The sequence below is a fragment of the Brevundimonas sp. KM4 genome, assembly GCF_000964075.1.
Lineage (GTDB): Bacteria > Pseudomonadota > Alphaproteobacteria > Caulobacterales > Caulobacteraceae > Brevundimonas > Brevundimonas huaxiensis.
On sequence record NZ_JZRG01000006.1, the window covers coordinates 104,320 to 121,073 of the forward strand.

Consider the following 16,754-nt stretch of genomic DNA (forward strand, 5'->3'; position numbering starts at 1 on the left):
CGACAATCCGGTTGCGCCTTCGCGCGGCAGACGCAGCGGCTCACAGGGCCCCTGCGCGCGCGGCGAAAGCCTGCTGCGGCGACCGTGCCTATAGCCCCGCCACGCCGCACCGTCCATGTGTCCACACCCCTGACGTGGACATTGAGAAGGGTTCGCAGAAAACACGCCCTGCCTCTCCCTCCCCGGAACGGGGAGGGTGGTCGAGCAGCGACCGGGTGGGGGCGGCCCGGCAGGGGCGCACGGCTCGTGGCGAAAGCGATCAGCGATGTATCACGCCGCCGCCCCCACCCGACCTCGCTGTGCTCGGCCACCCTCCCCGGAGCGGGGAGGGAGATGCCGTCATGATCCACACCCTCGCCCTCTCCGGCCTGACCGTCTCGCGCGGCGAGCGGCGATTGTTCGACGGTCTCGACCTGACCTTGCGCGCCGGCGAGGTGCTGGCCCTGACGGGCGCAAACGGGGCGGGCAAGACCAGCCTGCTGCGCGCGATCGCGGGCCTGTTGCGGCCCGACGCCGGGACGGTCGCCTTCCAGGACGGCGACGGCAATAAGCTGGACGAGCGCCAGGCGCGTGGACGCGAAACCCATTTTCTCGGTCATCTAGACGGGCTGAAGGGCGGCCGAACCGCGCGCGAGGAGCTGGGGTTTCAGTGCGACTGGCTAGGTCACACCCAGTACGGCGTCGACCACGCCGTCGAGGCCTTCGGCTTGAAGCCCCTGCTGGACCTGGAGGTCCGGCGTTTGTCCGCCGGTCAGCGCCGTCGCCTGGCCATGGGCCGGCTGGTCGGATCGCCGCGCGCCCTGTGGCTGCTGGACGAACCGATGGCGCCGCTGGACACGCGTTGGCGCGAAGCCTTCGCCGAGCAGATGCAGCGGCATTTGGACGCCGACGGCCTGATCGTCGCCGCCGTCCACGACCCCCTGCCGCTGCCGACCCGCTCTCTCGACTTGGGGAGCCTGAAATGAGCCGCCGGGATGTCGATCAGGAACCCCGTCCGCCCGGCCTGCGCGGCGCGACGCGCGTGCTGCTGGAGCGCGAACTGGATCTGGCCTGGGGCGGGGGCGGCGGCCCCTTGCTGGCCTGCGGCTTCTTCGCCTGTCTGACCGCCATACTGCCGCTGGCGGCCGGCGGCGATCCGCGCACACTCGGCCCAGTCGCCGGCGGCGTCGCCTGGTTGGCGCTCGCCCTGGCGTCCCTGCTGTCGCTGGAGCGGCTGTTCGAGCGCGACATGGAGGACGGGGCGCTGGATCTGCTGGCCCTCGGTCATCTGGCGCTGGAGCAGGTCGTCCTGATCAAGGCCCTGGCCCAGTGGATCGCCGTCGGTCTGCCGCTTGCCCTGACCGCCCCCGTCGCCGCCCTGGCGCTGGGCCTGCCCGCCTCGCTGACGCCGCTGGTCGCCCTGACCGCCCTGATCGGCGGCGCGGGCTTCGCCTTCACCGGCGCTCTGGGCGCCGCTCTCGCGCTGGGCGCCAAGCGTGGCGGGCTGCTGATCGCCGTCGTCGTCCTGCCGCTTTTCATTCCCCCGGTCGTCTTCGGCGCCGGCGCCCTGGAGCGCGCTGGATCGGGCCAGCCGATCGGCCCGGCGCTGGCCCTGCTCTGCGCCTACGTCCTGTTCGCCGCCGTCGTCGCCCCCTTCGCCGGGGCCGCCGCCGTTCGCAACGCGCAAGGGTGAGCTTGCCCGCGGTCCATTCGTTGCGTAAGCGCTGAATCGATGTTTGGCCTGTCCAATCCGCAGCGCTTCATGGCCTTCACCGGCCCGTTGACGCCCGTTCTGTGGGGGCTAGCCGCCGTGCTGCTGGCCGTCGGCGCCTGGCTCAGCTTCACCGCTCCGGCCGATTATCAGCAGGGCGACACGGTGCGGATCATGTTCGTCCATGTGCCTGCCGCCACCCTGGGCCTGGGCGCCTATGCGGCGTTGGGTGTATCCAGTTTCTTTGCGCTGGTCTTCCGCCACGCCCTGGCCGACGCCGCCGCCCGCGCCGCCGCCCTGCCGGGCGCAGCCTTCACGGCCCTGGCCCTGTGCACCGGCTCGCTATGGGGCCAGCCGATGTGGGGGACCTGGTGGGTGTGGGACGCGCGCCTGACCAGCGTGCTGGTGCTGTTTCTCTTCTACCTCGGCTATATGGCGCTGAGAGCGTCGATCGACGATGAGCAGAAGGCCGGACGCGCCGCCGCCGTCCTGGGCCTGGTCGGCCTGATCAATCTGCCGATCGTGAAATTCTCGGTCGACTGGTGGAACACCCTGCATCAGCCCGCCAGCTTCCTGACCCCCGGATCGTCGGGGCTGGACCCCGTCTATCTGCCGCCCTTCCTGACCATGCTGGCGGCCTATGGCGTTCTGTTCCTTGCCCTGTGGCTGACCGCCATCCGCACCGAGATCCGCCGCCGCCGCGTCATGACCCTGCGCGCCCGTCTGGCTCAGGAGGCCTGACGCCATGCTCGACCTCGACATGACTCCTTACACCGCCTTCGTCTGGCCCGCCTGGGGCGTCAGCGCCCTGGTGCTGGTCGTCCTGACCGTCCGCGCCGTCGTCGCCTCCCGCAAATGGAAGCGCGAACTGGCCCGGCTGGAAGCAGACCAAACTCTCTCGTCAGAAGCGGCAGACTCAACCCGTCCTCAAGTCGCGCGAAGCGCGGTAGGACAACAAAAATGAACCGCTGGCTGGCCCTGATCCCGCTGGCGGTCCTCGCGGCGCTGGCGGCCCTGTTCGTCGGCTGGTCGCTGAAGCGCGACCCGGCGTTCAAGCCCGACGCCCTGGTCGGCCAGACGATCCCCGAGACGGTCCTGCCCCTGCTGTCTGGCGACCAAGCGGGCCCGGGCAATCTGGACCTGAAGACCGCCGGCGTCGGTCGGCCCATGCTGGTCAATGTGTTCGCCTCCTGGTGCGCGCCGTGCCGGATCGAACATCCCAAGCTGCTGGCGCTGAAGGCGCGCGGCGTCGCCGTGGTCGGCATCGCCTACAAGGACGAGCCGGTCGCCACCCGCGCCTTCCTCGACGAACTGGGCGATCCCTATGCCATGGTGCTGGTGGACCGCGAAGGTCGTGCGGGGCTCGACCTCGGCATCTCCGGCGTGCCCGAGACCTTCGCCGTCGACGCCATGGGCCGCATCACCGCCAAACAGTCCGGCCCCCTCTTGGACGATGCCGACATCGACCGGCTGGTCGCCTCCATGCAGGCCCCGCCGCGTCCCGCGCCGACCAAGCGGTGAGGCCGCGTTAACCCTTTTTCGAGGGTTTCCATTAACCATGTCGGCATGAGCGCGATTCGTCCCGGCCTGCCGCTGAACACGCCCGCCCAGGGCCTTGATCTTCCGAGCGCCCGCAGCGCCCAGGCGGCCTTCTTCCGCGCCGCCCTGAATCAGAATGCGGTGGATCAGACTGCGGCGCCGAAGCCGCCGGTCCCGGCCGCCGCCGTCATGTCCACGATTCGCACCGCCAACCCGGCGCGACCGGTGGAAGCGCCCCCCGCCCCGGCCCAGCGCGAGGAGCCGCGGATCATGCGCCCCGGCTCCTACCTCGACATCCGGGTCTGATCAGTTCCAGCCGCGGCTGGCGATATATTGCTGCAACGCCTCGATCCGGGTCGCATCCGACGGGTGGGTCGAGGCGAACTGCGGCGTCTGGGTCTGACGCTGCGCCGCCATCAGTCGCCATAGCGCCACCGCTTCCGACGGCTTGAACCCGGCTCCGGCCATATAGTCCACGCCCAGACGGTCGGCCTCCAGCTCGTCGCGCCGCGAATAGGGCAGCAGCAGGCCGTATTGGGCGGCCAGACCGCCATAGGCATTGACCGCATCCCCGTAGCGACCCGCAGCCCCCCCGACGGCCGCCAGACCGACGCTGGTCACCGTCTGGTTCGAGGCGCGCTCGGCCGCATGGTTGGCGACGACGTGCCCGATTTCGTGACCGATCACGCTGGCCAGCTGGTCGTCGTTCTGGACCAGGGCCAACAGGCTGGTCGTCACGCCGATCTGGCCGGACGGTAGAACGAAGGCGTTGGGGCTGGCCTCCGTGAACACCGCATAGTCCCAGGGCCGATTGCCCAGACCCGCCGCTTGGACCAGACGGTCGCCGACGCGCCGGATCCGGTCGACCTGGGCGCCGGTCGTCATCACCCCTGGCTTGGCGATGGCCTCGCGCCAGGCCGCGGTCGATTGCTGCGACAGGGCGGCGTTGTCCACCAGCAGCAGCTGATTGCGACCCAAGGCCTCGTTATAGGCGCAGGCGGACAGGGCCGAGGCCGCGACGGCGGCGGCCATTACAAGGGCGGAACGGCGGGGCAGGATCACGGGGGCGGCCTCTTCGAGCAGGACGAAACAGCAAGGCAAATGGTCGCGCTGGGCTTGAGGTTCCACCGTCAATCGATCGGCGTCGCGCCCAACAGGGTCCGGCATGCCTCCGCCTCGGCCGCCAGGGCCTTGCGCTTGGCCTCTCCGAACTTCTCCAGCGTGCGGTAAGGCATGGCCAGCCGCACATTGACCCGCAACCGGCCGCGATTGCGCTCCAGAAAGCCCCAGTACAGCCGGTTGAACGGGCAGGCGGCATCGCCGCTCTTGCTCTTCACGTCATAGCGACACGCCCCGCAATAGTCGCTCATCCGGTCGATGTAGGCCCCCGAGGCCGCATAGGGCTTGGACCCCACGATGCCCCCATCGGCGAACAGGGCCATGCCGCGCGTATTGGGCATCTCGACCCATTCATAGGCGTCGGCATAGACGCACATGTACCAGTCATCGACCTGATCGGGATGCACGCCCAGCAGCAAGGCCAGATTGCCCGTCACCATCAGCCGCTGGATATGGTGGGCGTAGGCGTTGTCGCGCGTGGTCTTCACCACGTCGGCGACACAGGCCATGTCGGTCTCGCCGGACCAGTAGAACCAGGGCAGATTGCGGTCCGCATCCAGGAAATTGCGCGCCCGATACTCCGGCGCCTTCAGCCAGTAGATGCCGCGCACGAACTCGCGCCATCCCAGGATTTGCCGGATGAAGCCTTCGACCGCATTCAGCGGCGCTTTGCCCGCCCGATAGACCGCCTCGGCGCGCTTGCAGACGTCCAGCGGGTCCAGCAGGCCCAGGTTGATCGAGGTCGAGATCAGCCCGTGCCACATCCACGGCTGACCCTCCGCCATCGCGTCCTGCCAGTCCCCGAATGAGGGCAGGACATCTTTCAGGAAGTGCTTCAGCGAGGCCTCCGCCTCCTCCGCCGTCGTGGCCCAGCCGAATCCGTCCAGCGATCCGAAATGGTCGCCGAACAGTCGCTCGACATCCGCCATCGCCTCGCGCGCCACGGCGTTGGGCCGGATGCGCAGGCGATTGGGCGGCGTCACGCCCTTGGCCAGCTTCTTGCGGTTCTCGGCGTCATAGTTCCAGCGCCCACCCTCCGGCTGATCGCCGTCCATCAGGATGCCCGTCGCGCGGCGCATCTCGCGATAGAAGAACTCCATGCGCAGCTGCGACTTGCCCGAGGCCCAGCGGCGAAAACGGTCGTGGCTGCTGATGAAGCGGCGATCCTCGCGAATCTCGACCGGCAGCCCCGCCCCTTCCGCAAAGGCGGCCAGATGCTCGGCCAACCGCCACTCGCCGCATTCGGTCATCACCACCGTTTCATAAGCGCCGTCGTCCAGCGCCCGGGCCAGTTCGCCGGTGATCGACCCGCTGTTGTCCGCGTCGTCGATCCGCACATAGCGCACATTGACGCCCCGCCCCTTCAGCCGCTCGGCGTGATTGCGCATGGCGGCGAAGACCAGTGCCAGCTTCTGCTTGTGATGCCGGACATAGGTCGCCTCGTCGCGAACCTCAGCCATCAGAACCGTGTCGATGTCCGGGTTCAGATCCTTCAGCGCCGACAGGTCGTCCGACAGTTGATCGCCCAGCACCAGCCTAAGCACGGACATGCGTTATTTCCATCACCGGGCCCATTTGCGAGCGAGAGACTGAAGTCGAGGACGCAGGCGCAGAAATACCCGGTACGCCCTCTCCAACGCCGCAAGGACCCAGGGGATGCGTGCGGCCAGGCCTATCGGGCGCAACAGCGGTATGGCCCGCCACATCGCCGCGAACGCCGCCGCGCCCGACAGCAGCCTGCCGTTCTCCGTTGCGTGGAATCGCGCCAGCAGCGTCTCGCGATCCAGCGGGCAGCTCGTCTGACCATCCGACACATCAACGAAGCGGATCGCGCCGCGTCGATCCATCCGACGCATCAGGGCGATCTCGCGTCGGCACAGGGGACAACCGCCATCGTACCAGACGAGCAAGGGGGTCATGACGGTCGAAGGCTCTCGGCGACGGCGAACGGGCTCGCCATCCTATACGGGCGTCCTCTACAGTCTGGATCGCAACCCGCCTCGACAGGTGTCCGATGACGATTGAATCCACCGGCCGACATCGCTTGCCGCCGCTCGCCCGCGTCCTGGGTTTCGCCGGCCTGCTGCCCCAGGCGGCGGCGGTCGCCGTCCTTGTTGCAGGCGACGCGGACCAGCAGACCGCCGCTCTCGGCCTAGCCTACGCCTACGCCGCCCTGATCTTCAGCTTCCTGGGCGGCGTCTGGTGGGGACTGGCGGCTGCGACGGGCCTGAAGGCGCCCAAATGGGTCTGGATCGCCTCTGTGGCGCCCTCGCTTCTCGCGTTGGCGACCAGCGTCGTTTGGGCGGCGGGCTCCGACCCGGCCGTGTCGCTTGTCGTGCTGGGCGTCTTCATCGCCGCCAGCGTCCTGGTCGATCTGAAGCTGAAGACGACCGGTCTGACGCCCCAGGGCTGGCTCGCGCTGCGGGCGCCGCTGTCAATCGGTCTGGGCGTGCTGACGCTCGTCGCCGGACTGATCTGAAAATATCTTAGGCATCGGGCAAAAAATCGGGGCCTGCCGCAACCGACAGGCCCCTGATTTTACTCGTCTCGACTTGGAGCGGGCGAAGAGATTCGAACTCTCGACCCCAACCTTGGCAAGGTTGTGCTCTACCACTGAGCTACGCCCGCACTCCGTAGGAGCTAGGTGCGCTCCCCGTCGAGGAGGGGGCGTATAGCGGAGGGTTGATCGGTCCTGCAAGAGGTTTTTTCGGGCTATCGCGGTTCGCGCTGCTTGAGCCCGATATTTGCCTTTACGGTCGCCGCTGAAACGCTTTGCTGCTCGCCGCCTGAGCGCTTTTGCGCTCAAGCAGCGAGCGACCGCGTCGCGAGCGTAGCGCCCTTCCGCGCGTCAGCGCGGCGCCAGACGAATCCCGCCGTCCAGACGGATGCATTCGCCGTTGATGTAGACGTTTCGCGCCAGCTCTAGCACCAGCGACGCATAGTCGGCCGGCGTGCCCAGACGGCTGGGGAAGGGGATGGCGGCGGCCAGGGCGTCCTGGATCTTCTGATCCATCCCGGCCATCATCGGCGTCCACATGATGCCGGGCAGGATGGTGTTGCAGCGCACCCCTTCCTGGGCCAGATCGCGCGCGATCGGCAGGGTCATCGCATAGACGCCGCCCTTGGACGCCGAATAGGCCGCCTGGCCGATCTGACCGTCCTGCGCCGCCACCGAGGCGGTGTTGACGATCAGGCCGCGCTCGCCGTCCGCCATCGGCTCCAGCGTCACCATGCCCGCCGCCGACTGCGACAGGACGCGGAAGGTGCCGAACAGATTGACCCGCACGGTCCGTTCGAACTGGGCCATGTCGTGGGCCTTGATCTCGCCGGTGTCCTTCTTGCGCGAGACGGTCTTCTGGCCCGTGGCGATGCCGGCGCAGTTGACGGTCAGACGCTCCTGTCCATGGGCGGCGCGAGCCTTTTCGAAGGCGGCGGCGACCGAGGCGTCGTCGGTCACGTCCACCTGGCAGAAGACGCCGCCGATCTCGGCGGCGATAGCCTCGCCCTTTTCGGCGTTCAGGTCGAACAGGGCGACCTTGGCCCCCGTCGCCGCGATGGCGCGCGCGGTGCCTTCGCCCAGGCCCGAGGCGCCGCCGGTGACCACTGCGGCGATGGTGTTGTCGAGTTTCATCCTGATCGTTCCTATATTGTCGTGAACCTGAGTTTCGATTGAGGATTTAGCGGCCATGACCGCCAAAGCCAAACCCGCCGATCCGTCGGATGTCCTGGACCCGAAAAAGGCGCTCGTGCCGTCGGTGGTGAAGATCAACGAGGCCCGCGTGACCAAGGGCTTCTGGCCCAAGATCCAGCGCACGGCCGCCCGCATCCCCTTTGCGGACCAGGCCCTGGCCGCCTGGTACGCCGCGCGCGATCCGCAGACGCCGATGGCGGCCAAGGGCATGATCTTTGCGGGCCTGGCCTATTTCGTCATGCCGGTGGACGCCATTCCCGACATCTTCGCGGGCATCGGCTATACCGACGACGCCGCCGTCATCACCGCCCTGCTGGCCCTGGTCGGCGCCAACATCAAACGCCGCCACCGCGACCAAGCCGAGGACGCGGTGCAGCGGCTGAAGGCGAAATAGCCTAGCTTACCGATAATTCAGTTGTCTCGAAGTCGGACGGGTTCCAGCCTCGGGACCATGTCCATTCTGAACCGCGTGGCGCCGCTCTGCGCCGTCCTCGTCCTCGGCTTGCCGATTTCGGCCGCCGCCCAGATGACCGGGCCGACGGCCGAAGACTATCGAAACGACGCCCGGTCCATCGACGGGCTGATCGCGGCGAACTACGCCTATCTGGACCGCTTCCCGTCTGGCCAGGCGCCCATGACCGAGCGTCTGCGCGCCGAAGCCGATGCGGTTCACGACAGCGCCACCCTGCTGCGCTACGCCGAGCGGCGGCTGGCGCTGCTGGCGGACGCCCATGTCATCACTGGCAGTTCGTTCTCCGACAGCTGGGCCATCGTCCCCAGCTACGCCGACCTGTGGATCGAACCCGAGGGCGGCCTCTATCGCATCACAGCCGTGCGCGACCGATCCCCGGCCCAGGGCGCTGGAGTGACGGTGGGCGACCGGCTGATCCGGATCGACGGCGTGCCGGTCGCCGAGGCCGTCGCCGCCTATTGGCGTGATCTGGGCCTGGAGTCGGGCGCCGACGCCGGCTACGCCGTGCGCGTCCTGGCGGCGGGACGCCGCGACCGCCCGCGCCGCCTGACGGTCCAGCGCGGCGACGGTCCGCAAAGGGAGCTGGCGCTGCCCAACCTTTATGCGGCGCCGCGCCCCGACACCGGGCCGATCACGACCACGCGCGGACGTGACGGCCTGACCATAACCTTCAACGATTCCTTGGGCGACGACCGCACCATCGCCGCCTTCGACGCCGCCATGACCCAGGCCCGCCGCAACGAGACGATCATCCTGGATCTGACCGACACCCCCAGCGGCGGCAACACGGTCGTCGCACGCGCGGTCATGGGCTGGTTCGTGAGCGAAGCCCGCCCCTATCAGGTGCACCGCCTGATGTCGGAAGAGCGCGAGACCGGCGTGCCGCGCCAGTGGATCGAAGAAGTGCTGCCCCGCCCCGGCCGCCATCACTCAGGCGCGGTTCGGGTCAAGGTCGGCCGCTGGACCGGCAGCATGGGCGAGGGCCTGGCCCTGGGCCTTGACGCCCAGGGCGCGCGGGTCACGGGCTGCCCGATGGCTGGCCTCTTGGGGGCTATTTACGACTTCCACCTGGAGCGTTCCGGCCTGACGATCAAGCTGCCGGCGGAGCGCCTGTCGTCGGTGTCGGGCGTTCCGCGCGAGGACTTCCGCTGCCCGTCGGCCTGATCCTTCAGCTCTCGACTGTCACCACGATCTTGCCCAGCGCCTGACGGTCGCCCAGCGCCTTGATCGCTTCGCCGGCCTTTTCCAGCGGGAAGGTTTTCGAGACCCGCGGCCTGATCTTGCCGTCGGCGTACATCTGCATCAGTTCGGCCATGTTGGCGGCGTGGGCCTTGGGATCGCGCATCACCGCCGCACCCCAGAAGACGCCGATCACCGACACCGACTTCAGCAGCGTCAGGTTCAGCGGCAGGGAAGGAATGCCCGCCGGAAAGCCGACCACCAGATAGCGCCCGTTCCAGTCCATGGCCCTCAGCGCCGGATCGGCGTAGTCGCCGCCGACCGCGTCATAGACCACGTCCGCCCCGTCGCGGCCGGTCGCCAGCTTGAACTCGCCGGACAGCTCTTTTTGCGCCGCCTTGTCCATCGGTCCCGACGGATAGATCAGGCCGTTGTCGGCGCCCAGTTCAAGCGCGAACTCGACCTTGTCGTTGGTCGAGGCGGCGGCGACCACCTTGGCCCCCATAGCCTTGCCCAGTTCGACGGCGGCGGCGCCCACGCCCCCGGCCGCGCCCAGCACCAAGAGGGTTTCGCCCGCCTTCAGCTGCGCCCGGTCCTTCAGCGCATAGTAGCTGGTGCCATGGGTCATGATCAGGGCCGCCGCCTCTTCGAAGCTCATGACGTCGGGGATGGGGATGACCGTCTCGGCCCGCACCGCCAGCCGCTCGACCAGTCCGCCCCAGCCCGGCACGGCGATGACCCGGTCGCCCTTGCGTACGCCCTTGACGCCCTCGCCCACCGCCTCGACCACGCCCGCGACCTCGGCGCCCGGCGAGAAGGGCCGCTCGGGCCGGAACTGGTATTTGTCCTCGATGATCAGGGTGTCGGGATAGTTGATCCCCACCGCCTTGACCTCGATGATCACCTCGCCCGCCTTGGGCGTCGGGTCGAGCACTTCCTCCACGACCAGGGTTTCGGGGCCGCCAGGCGTCTTGGACAGAACAGCGCGCATCAAAGTTTCCTTTCTGGGCCTATCGCGCTTTGCGCTGCTTGAGGCCGTTTTCCCTTGGACCGACATGGCGCGGCCTTCATCGCGACGCTAAAGAGCGCCACGCCCGTTTGAAAGAGGCGATAAGGACAAGGCTCAGGAAGACGACATGACCGCCCTCATCCTCCACGGCGGCGCCGGCGCCCGGCGCGAACGCAACTACGACGCCGAGGTCGTGCACATGCGCGAAGTGGTGGAAGCCATGAAGGTCCGGCTGGACGCGGGCGACAGCGCCCTGGATGTCGCCACCGCCGCCGTCGTCATGCTGGAGGATTCGGGCCTCTATGTCGCCGGCAAGGGCGCGTCCCCCAATCTCGCCGGCGCCTATGAGCTGGACGCCAGCATCATGGACGGATCGACGAAACGCGCCGGCGCCGTCGCCGCCCTGCAAGGGTTCCGCAATCCCGTCGTCGCCGCCCGCGCGGTGATGGATCGCACCCCCCACGTCATGCTGGTGGGCGACGGCGCGGCCCTGTTCGCCCACGACCAGGGGCTGGAGCCCATCGCCGACGAAGCCGCCTGGTTCACCGGCGCCGGCAAGGGCGAGGACAACCATCCGCCCGGCATCCTCAGCCACGGCACTGTCGGCGCCTGCGTGCTGGACAGCCAGGGCCGTCTCGCCGCCGCCACCTCGACCGCCGGGGTGTTCGGCAAGATGCCGGGCCGCGTCGGCGACACGCCGATCCCCGCCGCCGGAACCTGGGCCGACGCCCACGCCGCGACCTCCTGCACCGGCCAGGGCGAATATTTCATCCGCGTCGCCGCCTCCGCCCAGGTCGCCTGGCGCGTCGCCGCCGGTCAGTCGCTGGCCGAGGCGACCCAGGCCGTCATCGACGAGATCGGTCAGATGGGCGGCGACGGCGGAATGATCGCCCTGGACGCCGCCGGAAACATCGCCGCCCCCTTCAACAGCCAGGGCATGAAGCACGCCTGGCTGACGCCTGCCGGCGAGATCGGCGTCCAGGTCTTCCGCGACTAGGTCTTGGCGGACATCACGTCGGAAATGGCGGTCAGCAGTCGTTTCAGATCGACGGGCTTGCTGACCACCGCGTCCATGCCCGCGGCCAGATAGCTCTCGACCTGCTCCACCATCGCATTGGCCGTCAGGGCGATGATCGGCGTGCGGACCAGCCCCTGGTCGGTCTCGCGCTGCCGGATCGTCCGGGTCGCCGTCGGACCGTCCATGTGCGGCATCTGCACATCCATCAGGATCAGGTCCCAGTCGCGCGTTTGCGTCGCTTCGACCGCCTGAAGACCATCGTCGACAATCTCGACCTCGATCCCGACCTGGCCTAGAAGGCCCCGGATCACCTGCTGATTGACCGGGTGGTCCTCGGCGACCAGCACCCGCAGCGCCCGCTCCGGCTCGGCGTCCGGCGCATCCTCGCCGGCCTTCTCGGGCTGCGCTGGCATCAGCGGCAGCGTGACGACGAAGGTCGCCCCTTCGCCCGCCTCGCTCTCCACCTCGATCCGGCCGCCCATCAGCTCCACCAGCGTCGCCACGATCGAAAGGCCCAGCCCGGCCCCGTCGCGCCGATCGACGGCCGCCGCCTCGATCTGGGCGAAGCGCGTGAAGAGCTGCCCTATCTGGTCCGCAGGTATGCCCCGCCCCGTGTCCGACACGCGGAACACCGCCCCGGCGTCCGTCAGCGCGACATCCAACGCCACCTGCCCCTGTGTCGTGAACTTGATGGCGTTGGACAGGAGGTTGAACAGGATCTGGCGAAGCCGGACCGGGTCGGCGCTGACCCAGCCCAGGCCCGGCGACACGACGCGGAAGGCCAGGTCCTTGCTTTCGGCCAAGGGCCGCAGCGTCTCTGTGACTTCGTGGACCAGGGCGTCCGCATCGATGGGCTGCGGCACAATCTCCAGCCGCCCCTCCTCGATCCGCGACAGGTCCAGGATCTGGTTGATCAGGTCCAGCAGCGTGTGGGCCGACCGGTCCAGGATCTCCAGTCGCGCCTTCTGCCGCTCCTCCAGCGCGTCGCCCGCCATGATCTGCGCCATGCCGATGACGCCGTTCAGAGGGGTGCGGATCTCATGGCTCATATTGGCCAGGAAGCGAGACTTGGCGGCATTGGCCTCGTCCGCCTCCAGACGCGCGCATCGGGCGGCGTCGCGGTCCAGCACGGCCGCCTCATGCGCCGCCTGCACGTCCATCAGCAATGCCTTGTTGCGCTGGTCCGCCGCGAACAGGTCGCACCACAGGGCGTGGGTCGCGCGCGAGATGATGAACAGGATTGTCGCCAGCATGACGAAGGCCGCCGCCACCGCCAGACCGTGCGGCCCGATCAGCGAGGGATAGATCACGACCAGCACGGTCGCGCAGATCGGCGCCGCCGCCAGCGCCAACAGCCGAGGAGCCGCGCTGAACTGAACGAAGGCCACGCCGATCGACCAGACCTGGATCAACACCACCACCAGCATCACATCTGCGCGGGGATTCATCAGCCAGGCGATAAGCGGCCCGGACACCCCCAGGGCGAACCGGATCGCCACGATGGCCATCAGCAGCAGGGGCCAGCCCGCGACGGGCGCCTCAGCCTTCTGGTATCGCCTGACGCGCCCTTGCGCCCAGGCGTCGAACGCCATGCCGACCAGGGCGAACCCCAGCCCCACCCACGGCTGCCCGAGGGCCGCCAAGATCAGCCCGGCGGCCGCCCAGCTGCCGTAGAGGACGGCGGGCGGAGTAACCATATTTTGCAGGACGAAGGCCCAGACCGCGATCTTTTCGTCGGAGACAGAAGTCGCTTTCGCTCGTCTCGGCACGCGTCCTCGGCTTGGGTCGTCGCTGGGATGCGACCTATTGGCGAATAGAGCGCCGTCGGGGGTTTGTCCATCAACGACCCGCGCCTTATCCGGTTCATTACAGCTCGGTAAGGTGCAAGACGCCCAATCGCTGATACGGTCTCGGCGCCCGGCGTTCCGGGCTTCGGAGCCTTTCATGAAATCCCGCCTGATCGCCACAGCCGCCGCCTCGGCCCTCCTTCTCGGCCTCGCCGCCCCCGCCTTCGCAGAGGGCGCCGCGCCCGCCGCGGCCGCCGCTCAATCGACGGGGCAGGCGCCGCAGGGCGTGACCGTGCCCCCGCTGGGCTTCACCAAGCGCGTTCTGGCGAACGGGCTGGAGGTCTATTCGGCGCGTGACGCCGACACCTCGAACGTCACGGTCCAGGTCTGGTACAAGGTCGGCTCCAAGGACGATCCGGCCGGCCGTTCAGGCTTCGCCCACCTGTTCGAACACCTGATGTTCAAGTCGACCACCAACCTGCCGCCCGAGACCTTCGACCGGCTGACCGAGGACGTGGGCGGCTCCAACAACGCCTTCACCGCCGACGACACCACCGCCTATTTCGAGACCGTGCCCGCCAACCATCTGGAGCGGATGCTGTTCGCCGAGGCCGACCGCATGGGTTCGCTGGTCGTGGACGAGCCGACCTTCGTCGCCGAGCGCGACGTGGTGAAGGAGGAATACCGCCAGCGGATCCTGGCCAACCCCTACGGCCGCCTGTTCGGCCTCTTCGTGCCCGAGACCATCTATCAGGACAGCCCCTATCGCCGTCCGGGCATCGGTTCGATCGAGGAGCTGGAGGCCTCGTCTCTTGAGGACGCGCGCCGCTTCCACGCCACCTATTATCGTCCCGACGCCGCCTATCTGATCGTGGCCGGCAACTTCGACCAGGCCCAGCTGGACCGCTGGGTCGATCAGTATTTCGGCCCGCTGAAGAACCCGACCACGCCGATCCCGACCAACAATGTCGTCGAGCCCGAGCCGACGGGTCCGCGCAACGTCACCTACTATGCGCCGAACGTGCCGCTGCCGGCCGCCGTCGTCGCCTGGCCGACGGTGAAATACGCCGACGCCGACCGCGCCGCCCTGACCGTTCTGGACGGCATCCTGTCCACCGGCGAATCCAGCCGCCTGTATCGCTCGCTGGTCTATGACAAGCAGATCGCGGCCCAGATCGGCTCGACCCCCGACTTCTCGCAGCAGGCCGGCAACCTGTCCGCCCTCGCCATCATGGCCCAGGGCCACACGGCCGAGGAAGGCATTGCCGCCCTCAACGACGAGATCGCCAAGCTGCGCGACACGCCTGTCAGCGCCGCTGAACTGGCCGAGGCCAAGAACGAGATCGTCGCCAATACGCTGCGCAGCCGCGAGACGGTGGATGATCGCGCCACGGCCCTGGGTTATGCCCTGATCAACACCGGCTCGGCCGCCGCTGCGGACGAAGAGGTCGCCCAGATCCAGGCCGTCACCGTCGCCGACGTCCAGCGCGTCGCCCGCAAATATCTGACGCCGCAGCGCCAATCGACCATCACCTATCTGGCCGCCGACGATCAGCATCCCGCCTCGGTCCAGAAGATGAACGTGGACGCCCCCGTGAAGGTCGCCGACCTGGCCCCCGCCGGTCCGCCCGCCGTCCTGCTGCCCGAGGCGGAGCGCAAGCCCCTGCCCCAGCCGGGCGCCGAGGTCGCGCCCGTGACGCCGACCGTCGCCGACTTCCGGCTCGATAACGGCCTGCGCGTCCTGGTCGCCCCGACCGACGGCGTGCCGCTGGTCTCGGCCCGCCTCAGCTTCGACGCCGGTTCGTCCGATGATCCGACGGGCAAGGCCGGCGTCGCCGCCATGACCGCCGCGCTTCTGACCCAGGGCACAAAGACCCGGACCGCGCCCGAGATCGCCACCCAGATCGAACAACTGGGCGCCAGCATCGGCGCATCGGCCGGGGTCGACTTCTCCAACGTCTACGCCAACGCGCCGTCGAACGCCTTCCCGGCGACCGTCGCCCTGATGGCGGATCTGGTGAAGAACCCCACCTTCGCCGGCGAAGAGCTTGAACGTCAGCAGGCCCAGACCCTGGACGGCCTGCGCGTCGCCCTCAGCCAGCCGGCGTCCATCGCCGGCATGACGGTCGGCCGCGTCATCTACGGCGACGCCCCCTATGGCGCGACGATCACCCAGCAGACGGTCCCGGCCATCACGGCGGCCGACGTCGCCGCCTTCCACGCCGCCCGCTACCGGCCGTCGGACGCGACCCTGGTCTTCTCGGGCGACATCACGCCGGCCGCCGCCCGCGCCCTGGCGCAACAGGCGTTCGGCGACTGGCGTCCGGCCGGCGCGGCCCCGGCCGCTGCGACCAATCCGGCTGGCCAGCCCCTGGCGCCGCGCATTGTCGTGGTGAACCAGCCCGGCGCCGGTCAGGCCGCGGTCGTCGCCGCCGTTCGCGGCGTGTCGCGCACCGATGCGGACTTCTTCCCGCTGACGGTCGGCAACACCCTGCTGGGCGGCGGCTTCTCGTCGCGGCTGAACCAGGAGATCCGCATCAAGCGCGGTCTGTCCTACGGCGCCTCGTCGTCGCTGGGCGCACGGGCGGATGCGGGCCTGTTCACCGCCTCGACCCAGACCAAGAACGAGACCGCCGACGAGGTCGCCGATCTGATCCTGGCCGAGATCGCCAAGCTGGGAACCGAGACCCCGACCCAGGCCGATCTGGCCCCGCGCCGCGCCACCCTGATCGGCGGCTTCGGCCGCTCGCTGGAGACGGTGGACGGCTTGGGCGCTTTGGTCGCCAACCTGGCGCTCTATGATCTGCCGATGAGCGATCTGGCCGATTACGCCGGCCGGGTTCGCGCCGTCACGCCGGAACAGGTCGAGGCCGCCTTCGCCGAACACCTGCCGGTCAACCGCGCCAGCCTGGTCATCGTCGGCGACGGCTCGAAGTTCCTGGACGATCTGCGCGCCAAACACCCGAACCTCGAAGTCATCGAGGCCGGCGCCCTGAACCTGAACACCGGCTCGCTGAAATAAGACCGGATCGGCAAGCCCCCTCCTTCCCTTGCGGCGAAGGAGGGGGTCGGCCGCCAGCCGTCCTATTTTCAGGACCGAAGTCGTCTCTTTTCAGGGACTTTCGGGCCGCCCTCGACAATCATCCATACGGGCTTCAATTGGGGATATGATCCATCCCCGATCTTTGACATCGCGATCCGCCCCGCGACGCGACCCTGGGTCTCAAGGCCGGGCCGACCTGCCTCGAAA

Annotated in this window: 17 protein-coding genes and 1 tRNA gene; 11 read left to right on the plus strand and 7 right to left on the minus strand. The window is 68.7% G+C overall.

Annotated elements, in window-relative coordinates; genetic code table 11:
• The first annotated feature begins 341 nt into the window (after window positions 1-341).
• Genes ccmA through VH88_RS03340 form a run of 6 tightly spaced genes read left to right on the plus strand, consistent with a single transcriptional unit; the run spans window position 342 to window position 3,535 of the window.
• Entirely contained in the window at window positions 342-965 is a 624-nt protein-coding gene (gene ccmA, locus VH88_RS03315; RefSeq protein WP_045809987.1) for a heme ABC exporter ATP-binding protein CcmA, read from the plus strand.
• Window positions 962-1,672 carry a heme exporter protein CcmB gene (gene ccmB, locus VH88_RS03320; protein WP_045809988.1) on the plus strand — a complete coding sequence of 237 codons (711 nt, stop codon included), beginning with the start codon at window positions 962-964 and terminating at the stop codon, window positions 1,670-1,672. The genes ccmA and ccmB overlap by 4 nt, the downstream gene beginning before the upstream one ends.
• A gap of 39 nt (window positions 1,673-1,711) precedes the next feature.
• A complete protein-coding gene (locus VH88_RS03325) occupies window positions 1,712-2,431 on the plus strand; it encodes a heme ABC transporter permease (RefSeq protein ID WP_045809989.1) in 720 nt (239 codons plus the stop codon).
• A 4-nt stretch (window positions 2,432-2,435) separates the two neighbouring features.
• On the plus strand, window positions 2,436-2,654 hold the full coding sequence (gene ccmD, locus VH88_RS03330) for a heme exporter protein CcmD (RefSeq protein ID WP_045809990.1): 219 nt from the start codon (window positions 2,436-2,438) through the stop codon (window positions 2,652-2,654).
• Window positions 2,651-3,211, plus strand: coding sequence for a DsbE family thiol:disulfide interchange protein (locus tag VH88_RS03335; protein WP_045809991.1), 561 nt, complete (start codon window positions 2,651-2,653; stop codon window positions 3,209-3,211). Before ccmD ends, VH88_RS03335 begins: the two co-directional genes overlap by 4 nt.
• A gap of 45 nt (window positions 3,212-3,256) precedes the next feature.
• Window positions 3,257-3,535 (plus strand): hypothetical protein, encoded by a 279-nt coding sequence (locus VH88_RS03340; protein ID WP_039243838.1) that lies wholly within the window; start codon window positions 3,257-3,259, stop codon window positions 3,533-3,535.
• On the opposite strand, the gene VH88_RS03345 is transcribed toward VH88_RS03340, so the two are convergent.
• From VH88_RS03345 to VH88_RS03355, 3 genes are all read right to left on the minus strand, one after another.
• The gene (locus VH88_RS03345; RefSeq protein ID WP_045810042.1) at window positions 3,536-4,261 is read right to left on the minus strand and encodes a M48 family metallopeptidase; all 726 of its coding nucleotides are present in this window, start codon (window positions 4,259-4,261) and stop codon (window positions 3,536-3,538) included.
• Window positions 4,262-4,359: 98 nt separating this feature from the next.
• Window positions 4,360-5,898, minus strand: a complete 1,539-nt coding sequence (locus tag VH88_RS03350; protein WP_045809992.1) for a cryptochrome/photolyase family protein — start codon at window positions 5,896-5,898, stop codon at window positions 4,360-4,362.
• A gap of 12 nt (window positions 5,899-5,910) precedes the next feature.
• Window positions 5,911-6,267: a thiol-disulfide oxidoreductase DCC family protein gene (locus VH88_RS03355; protein ID WP_045809993.1), complete on the minus strand. Its 357-nt coding sequence runs from the start codon at window positions 6,265-6,267 to the stop codon at window positions 5,911-5,913.
• Window positions 6,268-6,362: 95 nt separating this feature from the next.
• On the opposite strand from VH88_RS03355, the gene VH88_RS03360 reads away from it, so the two are divergent.
• Entirely contained in the window at window positions 6,363-6,827 is a 465-nt protein-coding gene (locus VH88_RS03360; RefSeq protein ID WP_045809994.1) for a DUF3429 domain-containing protein, read from the plus strand.
• 74 nt (window positions 6,828-6,901) lie between these two features.
• On the opposite strand, the gene VH88_RS03365 is transcribed toward VH88_RS03360, so the two are convergent.
• Both VH88_RS03365 and VH88_RS03370 read right to left on the minus strand, forming a co-directional pair.
• A tRNA-Gly gene (locus VH88_RS03365) sits at window positions 6,902-6,976 on the minus strand.
• A gap of 220 nt (window positions 6,977-7,196) precedes the next feature.
• Window positions 7,197-7,979 carry an SDR family oxidoreductase gene (locus tag VH88_RS03370; protein WP_045809995.1) on the minus strand — a complete coding sequence of 261 codons (783 nt, stop codon included), beginning with the start codon at window positions 7,977-7,979 and terminating at the stop codon, window positions 7,197-7,199.
• A 55-nt stretch (window positions 7,980-8,034) separates the two neighbouring features.
• On the opposite strand from VH88_RS03370, the gene VH88_RS03375 reads away from it, so the two are divergent.
• A complete protein-coding gene (locus VH88_RS03375) occupies window positions 8,035-8,433 on the plus strand; it encodes a YkvA family protein (RefSeq protein ID WP_045809996.1) in 399 nt (132 codons plus the stop codon).
• Window positions 8,434-8,490: 57 nt separating this feature from the next.
• Window positions 8,491-9,675 carry a S41 family peptidase gene (locus VH88_RS03380; RefSeq protein WP_052689475.1) on the plus strand — a complete coding sequence of 395 codons (1,185 nt, stop codon included), beginning with the start codon at window positions 8,491-8,493 and terminating at the stop codon, window positions 9,673-9,675.
• Window positions 9,676-9,679: 4 nt separating this feature from the next.
• On the opposite strand, the gene VH88_RS03385 is transcribed toward VH88_RS03380, so the two are convergent.
• Entirely contained in the window at window positions 9,680-10,681 is a 1,002-nt protein-coding gene (locus VH88_RS03385; RefSeq protein ID WP_045809997.1) for an NADPH:quinone oxidoreductase family protein, read from the minus strand.
• 145 nt (window positions 10,682-10,826) lie between these two features.
• On the opposite strand from VH88_RS03385, the gene VH88_RS03390 reads away from it, so the two are divergent.
• Window positions 10,827-11,696 (plus strand): isoaspartyl peptidase/L-asparaginase family protein, encoded by an 870-nt coding sequence (locus VH88_RS03390; RefSeq protein WP_045809998.1) that lies wholly within the window; start codon window positions 10,827-10,829, stop codon window positions 11,694-11,696.
• On the opposite strand, the gene VH88_RS15345 is transcribed toward VH88_RS03390, so the two are convergent.
• Window positions 11,693-13,414: an ATP-binding protein gene (locus tag VH88_RS15345; protein WP_052689476.1), complete on the minus strand. Its 1,722-nt coding sequence runs from the start codon at window positions 13,412-13,414 to the stop codon at window positions 11,693-11,695. The genes VH88_RS03390 and VH88_RS15345 overlap by 4 nt on opposite strands.
• Window positions 13,415-13,661: 247 nt before the next feature.
• On the opposite strand from VH88_RS15345, the gene VH88_RS03400 reads away from it, so the two are divergent.
• Complete coding sequence (locus tag VH88_RS03400) at window positions 13,662-16,526, plus strand: pitrilysin family protein (RefSeq protein WP_045809999.1); 2,865 nt, start codon at window positions 13,662-13,664, stop codon at window positions 16,524-16,526.
• Window positions 16,527-16,754 lie beyond the last annotated feature (228 nt).